Annotated in this window: 7 protein-coding genes; all 7 read left to right on the top strand. The window is 73.9% G+C overall.

Annotation, left to right across the window (positions count from 1 at the left end; all coding sequences use genetic code 11):
• Window positions 1-114 precede the first annotated feature (114 nt).
• The 7 genes from gmk (at window position 115) to rpe (ending at window position 8,138) form a co-directional block, all read left to right on the top strand.
• Window positions 115-1,020 (top strand): guanylate kinase, encoded by a 906-nt coding sequence (gene gmk / locus ACK4LS_RS14365; protein ID WP_409718678.1) that lies wholly within the window; start codon window positions 115-117, stop codon window positions 1,018-1,020.
• A gap of 192 nt (window positions 1,021-1,212) precedes the next feature.
• Entirely contained in the window at window positions 1,213-1,467 is a 255-nt protein-coding gene (rpoZ, locus tag ACK4LS_RS14360) for a DNA-directed RNA polymerase subunit omega (RefSeq protein WP_055837405.1), read from the top strand.
• 117 nt (window positions 1,468-1,584) lie between these two features.
• A complete protein-coding gene (metK, locus tag ACK4LS_RS14355) occupies window positions 1,585-2,778 on the top strand; it encodes a methionine adenosyltransferase (RefSeq protein WP_409718675.1) in 1,194 nt (397 codons plus the stop codon).
• A 124-nt stretch (window positions 2,779-2,902) separates the two neighbouring features.
• Window positions 2,903-4,885, top strand: coding sequence for a primosomal protein N' (locus tag ACK4LS_RS14350; RefSeq protein WP_409718672.1), 1,983 nt, complete (start codon window positions 2,903-2,905; stop codon window positions 4,883-4,885).
• 47 nt (window positions 4,886-4,932) lie between these two features.
• Window positions 4,933-5,859 (top strand): methionyl-tRNA formyltransferase, encoded by a 927-nt coding sequence (gene fmt / locus ACK4LS_RS14345; RefSeq protein ID WP_409718669.1) that lies wholly within the window; start codon window positions 4,933-4,935, stop codon window positions 5,857-5,859.
• The gene (locus ACK4LS_RS14340) at window positions 5,856-7,226 is read left to right on the top strand and encodes an RsmB/NOP family class I SAM-dependent RNA methyltransferase (RefSeq protein WP_409718667.1); all 1,371 of its coding nucleotides are present in this window, start codon (window positions 5,856-5,858) and stop codon (window positions 7,224-7,226) included. Before fmt ends, ACK4LS_RS14340 begins: the two co-directional genes overlap by 4 nt.
• Before the next feature lie 240 nt (window positions 7,227-7,466).
• Complete coding sequence (rpe, locus tag ACK4LS_RS14335) at window positions 7,467-8,138, top strand: ribulose-phosphate 3-epimerase (RefSeq protein ID WP_409718664.1); 672 nt, start codon at window positions 7,467-7,469, stop codon at window positions 8,136-8,138.
• Window positions 8,139-8,155: the final 17 nt, after the last annotated feature.

Raw genomic sequence — 8,155 nt, 5'->3', positions numbered from 1 at the left:
GTTCGGTGGCGTCGGCCGTCGTCGCCACCGAGAGCCGGCGCAGCCGCGCGGTCGGGCCCCCCCGCCTCGCCGCCCGTATCGACGAGCGCGCCGCGCTCTACCGGGAGTCCCTGCATGGCTGAAACCCGTCGTCCGCCCGAGGTCGACCGTGCCGCCGCGTCGCGCCGTGCCGTCCAAGCGCGTCGCGAGCGCGCCGCGCTGAAGCGCGACGTCTCGACGCGGGTCATCTCGCCGCAGGAGCTCCTGCGGCGCGGTCTCGCCGAGCCGCTGTCCGCGGCCGGTGCGATGCGCGTCACCGAGTTCCTCACCGCGATCCCCGCGATCGGCGAAAGCAAGCGCGATCGCATCCTCGTCTCGCTGGGCATCTCGCCCGTGAAGCGCCTGGGTGGTCTCGGGACGCGTCAGCGCGACGCCCTGCGGGAGTTCCTCGACACGCGCTGGCCCGAACCGGGTCCGCGCGAGGGGCGCAGCCGCCTGATCGTGCTCGCCGGTCCCACGGCCGTCGGCAAGGGCACGGTCGCGGCGCACATCAAGGAGCACTATCCCGAGATCCACCTCTCGGTGTCGGCGACGACCCGCGCCCCCCGCCCGGGCGAGGTCGAGGGCGAGCACTACTTCTTCGTCGACGACGCCGAGTTCGACCGCCTCGTCGCGGCGGGGGAGCTGCTGGAGTGGGCGGTCGTGCACAACAAGAACCGCTACGGCACCCCGCGCGCGCCCATCGAGCGTGTGCTCGCCGACGGCGGCACCGCCCTCCTCGAGATCGACCTGCAGGGGGCGCGCCAGGTGCGCGCCGCCGATCCCTCGGCGACCCTCGTGTTCCTGCTCCCGCCGAGCTGGGACGAACTCGTCCAGCGTCTGGTCGGACGCGGCACCGAGGATGCTGAGGAGCGCGCGCGACGTCTGCGCACGGCCCGCGTGGAGCTGGCGGCGCAGAACGAGTTCGACTACCGGGTGGTGAACGACGAGGTGGCCCATGCGGCCGCCCAGGTCGTCGCCCTCGCGTCGGCGCAGCACTGACCGTCGACGCCCGTGCGGGGCGCGTTGCGTGCAACGGGGCGGCCGATGACCGCCCCGTTGCATGGGCGGCGCCCCCAAAGCTCCCACCCGGCGCTCCTCGGCACAGCTCGAGCCGGCGTCGGCTAGAATAAGAGGATGCTTCGGCGCTCCCGGCGCCGCATCCACCCCATCCGCCGAACCAGGAGGTTCCCCATGGCCGGACGTGACAAGGGCATCATCGACCCGCCCATCGACGCTCTGCTCGACAAGGTCGACTCGAAGTACCAGCTCGTCATCTACGCATCCAAGCGGGCGCGTCAGATCAACGACTACTACTCCGACCTGCACGAGGGGAACCTCTTCGACAACGTGGGTCCGCTGGTCGACTCCACCGTCGAGGACAAGCCCCTCACGATCGCTCTGCACGAGATCCACGAAGACAAGCTGCGCCTGCGCGCTGCGGAGTAATCCACAGGCTCAGCTCACACGTGATCCGTTCACAGATGTGACGATGCCCCGGGCGGCCCACGCGCCACCCGGGGCATACTTATGCCCGTCCCCGCCCGCCAACACCCCGGAGTCGTCTTGACCGACCTGCGCCTGTTCACGTCCGAGTCCGTGACCGAAGGACACCCCGACAAGATCTGCGACCAGATCTCCGACAGCATCCTCGACGCGATCCTCACCGACGACCCCACGGGGCGCGTCGCCGTGGAGACGCTCGTGACCACCGGCCTCGTGCACGTGGCGGGCGAGGTGTCGACCAGCGCCTACGTCGAGATCCCCGCGATCGTCCGCGACGTGGTCACCCGCATCGGCTACACCTCGAGCGACACCGGCTTCGACGGCGACTCGTGCGGCGTGAGCATCTCGATCGGCGCGCAGTCCTCCGACATCGCCGCGGGTGTCAACAAGGCCTTCGAGCAACGCGAACGGGGCTCCGTCGACCCGCGCGATCTGCAGGGCGCCGGCGACCAGGGCATCATGTTCGGCTTCGCCACCAACGAGACGCCGCAGCTCATGCCCATGGCCGCGTGGACGGCCCACCGCATCGCCGAGCGACTGGCATCCGTTCGCAAAGACGGCTCGCTGCCGTTCCTGCGGCCCGACGGCAAGACGCAGGTCACCCTCGGCTACGACGGCTTCACGCCGCGCACCGTCGACTCGGTCGTGCTCTCGACGCAGCACCACCCCGACATCTCGCAGGAAGAGCTCCGCGCGCGTGTCCAGGCCGAGGTCATCGACCCGGTGCTCGCCGAGACCGGCCTGGCACTGCCCGAGGTGAAGTACTACATCAACCCGGCCGGACCCTTCGTCATCGGCGGTCCCAAGGGCGACGCGGGTCTGACCGGCCGCAAGATCATCATCGACACCTACGGTGGGGCCTCGCGACACGGCGGAGGAGCCTTCAGCGGCAAAGACCCGTCGAAGGTCGACCGCTCGGCCGCCTACGCCATGCGCTGGGTGGCCAAGAACGCCGTGGCCGCCGGTCTCGCCGACCGCCTCGAGGTGCAGGTCGCCTACGCGATCGGCAAGGCCAACCCGGTGGGGCTGTACGTCGAGTCGTTCGGCACGGCGCACGTCTCGGACGACGCGATCGTGCGCGCGATCCGCGACGTGTTCGACCTGCGCCCGGCGGCGATCGTCGAGCAGCTCGACCTGCTGCGCCCGATCTACGCCCAGACCGCGACCTACGGCCACTTCGGCCGCGAGCTGGCGGACTTCACCTGGGAGCGCACCGACCGCGTCGACGAACTGCGCGCCGCCGCCGGACTCTGACGGTGAGGTCGGGCGTCGCGAGACGGGGCGCACGCTCCGTCGCGGCGGCGACGCGCGCGGGCGTCCGCGTCGCCGTGCGCTCTCGCGCGGAGCGGGGGATGCCGCCGCCCCGGGGAGGACGGCGATGAGCGAACGTCGCGTCGCCCGCGTGCAGCTCGAGTCCCCGGTGCCGCAGCTGGACCGCCTGTTCGACTACGCCGTGCCCCACCCGCTCGTCGCCGACGTCGCCCCGGGCGTGCGCGTCAAGGTCCCGCTGCGCTCGGCCGGACGCATGATGGACGCCTTCGTCGTCGACGTCGTGGCCGACGACGGCACGGAGCGGCCGCTGTCGGCCGTGGAGGCCGTGGTCTCGTCGATGCCCGTGCTGCCCCCGAGGCTCTACACGCTCGCGCGGCGCGTCGCCGATCGCGCCGCGGGATCGGTCAGCGACGTGCTGCGCCTCGCCGTCCCCAAACGCATGGTGCGCGCCGAGAAGGCGTGGGCCGCCGCGCCCGCACCGACCGTTCCCGACGTGGTCCCCGCCGCCCGCGAGCGCGCCGAAGCCGTGCTGAGTCCGTACCCGGGCCTGGCCGCCGCCCTCGACGCGGGGGAGCGCCTCGCACTCGACGCCCCGCCCCACCCGCATCCGGAACTCCCGCGCGGTGCCTGGGCGGATCTCCTCGCCGCCGCCGCCACCCGCACGCTGGCGCGGGGGAGGAGCGCCGTGCTCGTGGTGCCCGATTACCGCGATCAGGGGCAGCTGCTCGCCGCCCTGGCCGAGCTCGTCCCCGCCGAGGCCGTGGTGCGCGACGACTCCGATCAGTCGGGGCCCGCACGCTACGCGCAGTATCTGCGCACCCTCGCCCCGGTCCCGTGCATCGTCGTCGGTCGCCGTTCGGGCGTGTACGCCCCGGCGCACGACACGGGGCTCGTGGCGATCTGGGACGACGGGGACTCGCTGCTCGCCGAGCCCCTCGCGCCGGGGGTGCACGCTCGCGACGCCGCCCTCGTGCGGCAGGAGCTCGAGCACTCCGCGCTGTTGTTCGCCGGCCACACCCGCACGACAGACGTGCAGCGGCTGGTCGACGTGGGGTACGTCCGCGAGATCGTGCAGGCACGTCGCCCCAGCCCCCGCGTGGTGCTCAGCGCCACGCGCGAGGGCGAGCAGCGCCAGTCGCGCGTGCCGTCGTCGGCGTTCGCCGCGGCCCGGGAGGCCCTGCAGAGCGGTCCCGTGCTCGTGCAGGTCGCGCGCCCGGGCTACGCGCCCTCGCTCGTGTGCGCCGACTGCCGTCGTCCCGCCCGCTGCCCGCACTGCGCGGGGCCGCTCCGCGCCGCCCGCCCCGGCGCCGTACCGGTGTGCGCGTGGTGCGGGCGCAGCGCCCACGCGTGGACCTGCGGCCACTGCGGCTCCGCGAAGCTGCGCATGGCGTCGTCCGGCAGCGAGCGCACGGCCGACGAGCTCGGGCGAGCCTTCCCCCACACGCGCGTGATCGTCGCCGACGGTGCGCACCCCGTGGCGGAGGTGGATGCAGCACCGGCCCTGGTGATCGCCACGCGCGGCGCAGAACCGCTCGCGCGCGGCGGCTACCGCGCCGTCATCCTGCTCGACGGCGATCGCATGCTGCAGAGCGAGGCGCTGCGCATCGGCGAGAGCTGCCTGCGCTGGTGGTCGAACGCCGCGGCCCTCGCCGCCCCGGGCGCACCCGTGCATCTGGTCGGCGTCGCCGGCCCCGTGGCCCGGGCGCTGGCCACCTGGACGCAGCCCGCGTACGCCCGTGCCGAGCTCGCCGACCGCGCCCCCCTCCGGATGCCGCCCGCCGTGCGCGTCGCGAGCGTCGACGGACACGCCCGGAGCGTCGACACCCTGCTCGGCTCCCTGCGCGAGGCGGTCCCCGATCTCGACGCCCTCGCGATCCTCGGCCCGGTCGACACCTCGACCGACCCCGACACCTCCACGTCCCGCGCGCTGGTGCGCTTCGACTACGCGCACGGGCGCGCCGTGGCCGAAGCGCTGCGGGCCGGAGTCATCGCCGATGCCCTGCGGGCTCGCAGGTCGCGCAAAGATCGCGGCCCGAAGCCGCGCAGTACGCTCAGAGTCCGCCTCGACATCCCCGAGCCCGACCTCTGAGCGGTCCGCCCACACGTCCATCCGCTCCCGAGAGTCAGAGGAGAACCATGCGCCTCGTCTTCGCCGGCACCCCCGCCGTCGCCGTCCCCTCGCTCCGCGCCCTCGCGGCCGGTCCGCACGAGATCGCCGCCGTCGTCACGCGCAGCGACGCCCCGCTCGGTCGCAAGCGCGTGCTCACACCGTCGCCGGTGGCGCAGGCCGCTGAAGAGCTCGGCATCGCGGTGCTCAAGGCCGACCGTCTCGATGCCGAGGCGACCGCGCAGATCGCCGCCCTCGAGCCCGCGCTCGGCGTGATCGTCGCGTACGGCGGACTCGTGCGCGAACCGCTCCTCTCGACCCCCGCCCACGGCTGGATCAACCTGCACTTCTCGCTGCTGCCGCGCTGGCGCGGAGCCGCCCCCGTGCAGCGCGCGCTCATCGCGGGCGACGCGGTCACCGGGGCGAGCGTGTTCCAGCTCGTCGCCGCCCTCGACGCCGGAGACGTGTTCGCCGAGGAACGCTACGACATCCCCGCCGGCGCCACCTCCGCCGAGGTGCTCGACGACCTCGCCGTCCTCGGCGCTCCGCTGCTCGCGCGCGTGGTCGACGGGATCGCCGCGGGCACGGCCGTCGCCGCCCCGCAACGGGGCGAGCCCACCCTCGCCCCCAAGCTCACGCTCGACGACGGCGCCCTCGACCTCACGCGGGATGCCGAGACCCTCCTGCACCGCATCGCCGGCGTCACGCCCGAGCCCGGCGCCCACACCACCCTCGAGGGAGCGCGCTTCAAGGTGCTGCGCGCCGCGATCGCCGACGCCGCGCCGACCCCGCCGATCCCACCGGGACGGGTCGTGGCATCCGGGAAAGACGTGCTCGTGGGAACAGGATCGACGCCGTTGCGCCTCGAGACGGTGCAGCCGGCCGGCAAGGGTGCGATGAACGCGGGCGACTGGTTCCGTGGCCTCCGCACGAGCGGGCCGGTGCTGGGCGCATGAGCGTGCAGGGAGCGCGCGCCGTCGCGTACGAGGTCCTTCGCGCCGTCTCGGGCGACGAGGCGTATGCGAACCTCCTGCTGCCGCACGCGATCGGGCGGGCCGGACTGGATGCCAAAGACGCGGGGCTCGCGACCGAGCTGACCTACGGCACCCTCCGGCGCCGGGGCACGTACGACGCGATCATCGCCGCCGCCGCCGACCGCTCCGTCGACCGTATCGACGCGTCCGTCCTGGACGCCCTGCGCTTGGGCGTGCACCAACTCCTGTCGACGCGCGTGGCCTCGCACGCCGCGGTGAACGAGTCGGTCGAACTGGCACGACGCACCGGCGGCGGGCGCGGGGCCGCGGGGTTCGCGAACGCCGTGCTGCGCCGCGTCTCACGCGACACCCCCGGTCAGTGGATGGATCGCATCGCCGCGGCCGCCCGCAGCGACGACGAGCGCATCGGCCTCACCACCTCGCATCCGGTGTGGATCGTGCGGGCCCTGCGCCGGGCGCTCACGGCCGAGGGGCGGGCCGACGAGCTCGATGCCCTGCTCGAGGCCGACAACGTCGCGCCCCGCGTGGCGATGATCGCGCTGCCCGGTCTCGCCGAGGTCCCCGACGACGCCACGACCGCGCGCTTCGCGCCCACCGCGTTCACCACGCGCGGGGGAGACCCCGAGGGTCTCATCCGTGCCTCCCGGGGCCGCATCCGCGTGCAGGACGAGGGGTCGCAGCTCGCCGCCCTCGCACTCAGCCGCGCGCTGCCCGTGCAGGAAGGCGAGCGGTGGCTCGATCTCTGCGCCGGCCCCGGGGGCAAGACCGCGCTGCTGGCGGCCGAGGCCCTCGCTCACGGTGCGCACCTGGATGCCAATGAGATCGCGCCCGCGCGTGCGGGACTCGTGCGCCAGGCCGTGGCATCCGTGCCGCTCGAGGTGCCGGTGAGCGAGGAGGACGGGCGCGAGCGAGCGGCCGGCGCCGCGGGGGAGTACGACCGCATCCTCGTCGACGCCCCGTGCACGGGGATCGGGGCGCTGCGCCGCCGGCCCGAGGCGCGCTGGCGCAAGACCCCGGCCGACGTCCCCGACCTCACCGCCCTGCAGCGCGAGCTCGTGCTGGCGGCGTTCGAGGCGCTCCGGCCCGGCGGCGTCGTGGCGTACGTCACGTGCTCGCCGCACCTGGCCGAGACCTCGGGCGTGCTCGCGGAGGTCAAGCGCGCCCTCGGCGATGCCGTCGAGGAGCTCGACGCCCGCGCCGTCGTCCGCGGCATCGCGGTGTCCGACATCGACCTGCCCGAGCAGGCCGACGGCTCGCTGCGCGCGCAGCTGTGGCCCCACCGCCACGGCACCGACGCGATGTCGATCGCCCTGCTGCGCAAGCGCTGACCCACCCCGCCCCGCGCGTCGCCCGCGTGGCGTCCCGCCCCGCCCCACACCCGTCGACGCCACGGTCCCCCCGGTGTCCCGGGCCCCGCACCCACGCATAAACGCGATCCGCGCGCAGAAACGCTCGCTCCTCGCGTTTCTGCGAGTGGATCGCGTTTATGCGTGATGACACGCTTCCCCGATCGCCGCACCGGCGCCCCGCGGGACTCCCGCGACGACCGACGCGCCCATAATGGTCGGGTGCCTACCGACGCCCCGCGCATCAACCCGAGCATCCTCGCCGCCGACTTCGTGAACATGGAGGCGGAGCTCGCGCGCATCGCGGGTGCCGACTTCGTGCACGTCGACGTGATGGACAACCACTTCGTGCCCAACCTGACGTTCGGCCCGCAGATGGTCGGGCGCATCCAGGACACCAGTCCCGTGCCGCTGGACGTGCACCTGATGATCGACGATCCCGACCGGTGGGCCCCGGCCTACGCCGAGCTGGGCGCGGCATCCGTCACCTTCCACCTCGAGGCCGCAGCCTCGCCCGTGGCGCTCGCGCGGCAGTTGCGCGCGATCGGCGCGCGCGCCGGTGTCGCCGTCAAGCCCGGCACCCCCGTCGACAACCTCTTCGACTCCTTGAACGAGTTCGACCAGATCCTCGTCATGACCGTCGAGCCCGGCTTCGGGGGGCAGTCGTTCATGCCCGAGACGATGCCCAAGCTCCGCGCCCTCGCCGACGAGGCCAAGCGCCGGGGATCGAGCGTGTGGCTGCAGGTCGACGGCGGCATCGGCGAATCCACGATCGCCCAGGCCGCCGAGGCGGGGGCCGACACCTTCGTCGCCGGCTCCGCCGTGTTCGGCGCCGACGACCCCGACCGCGCCATCCAGTCGCTGCGCGCCTCCGCCGCCCGCCACCGCCACTGAGCGCGGGCGTCCCGCCC

Source organism: Microbacterium sp. (assembly GCF_046295495.1).
In the GTDB taxonomy this organism is placed as follows: domain Bacteria; phylum Actinomycetota; class Actinomycetes; order Actinomycetales; family Microbacteriaceae; genus Microbacterium.
The sequence above is the reverse complement of the archived record's forward strand: the minus strand, read 5'-3'. Positions and strand labels throughout refer to the sequence as shown.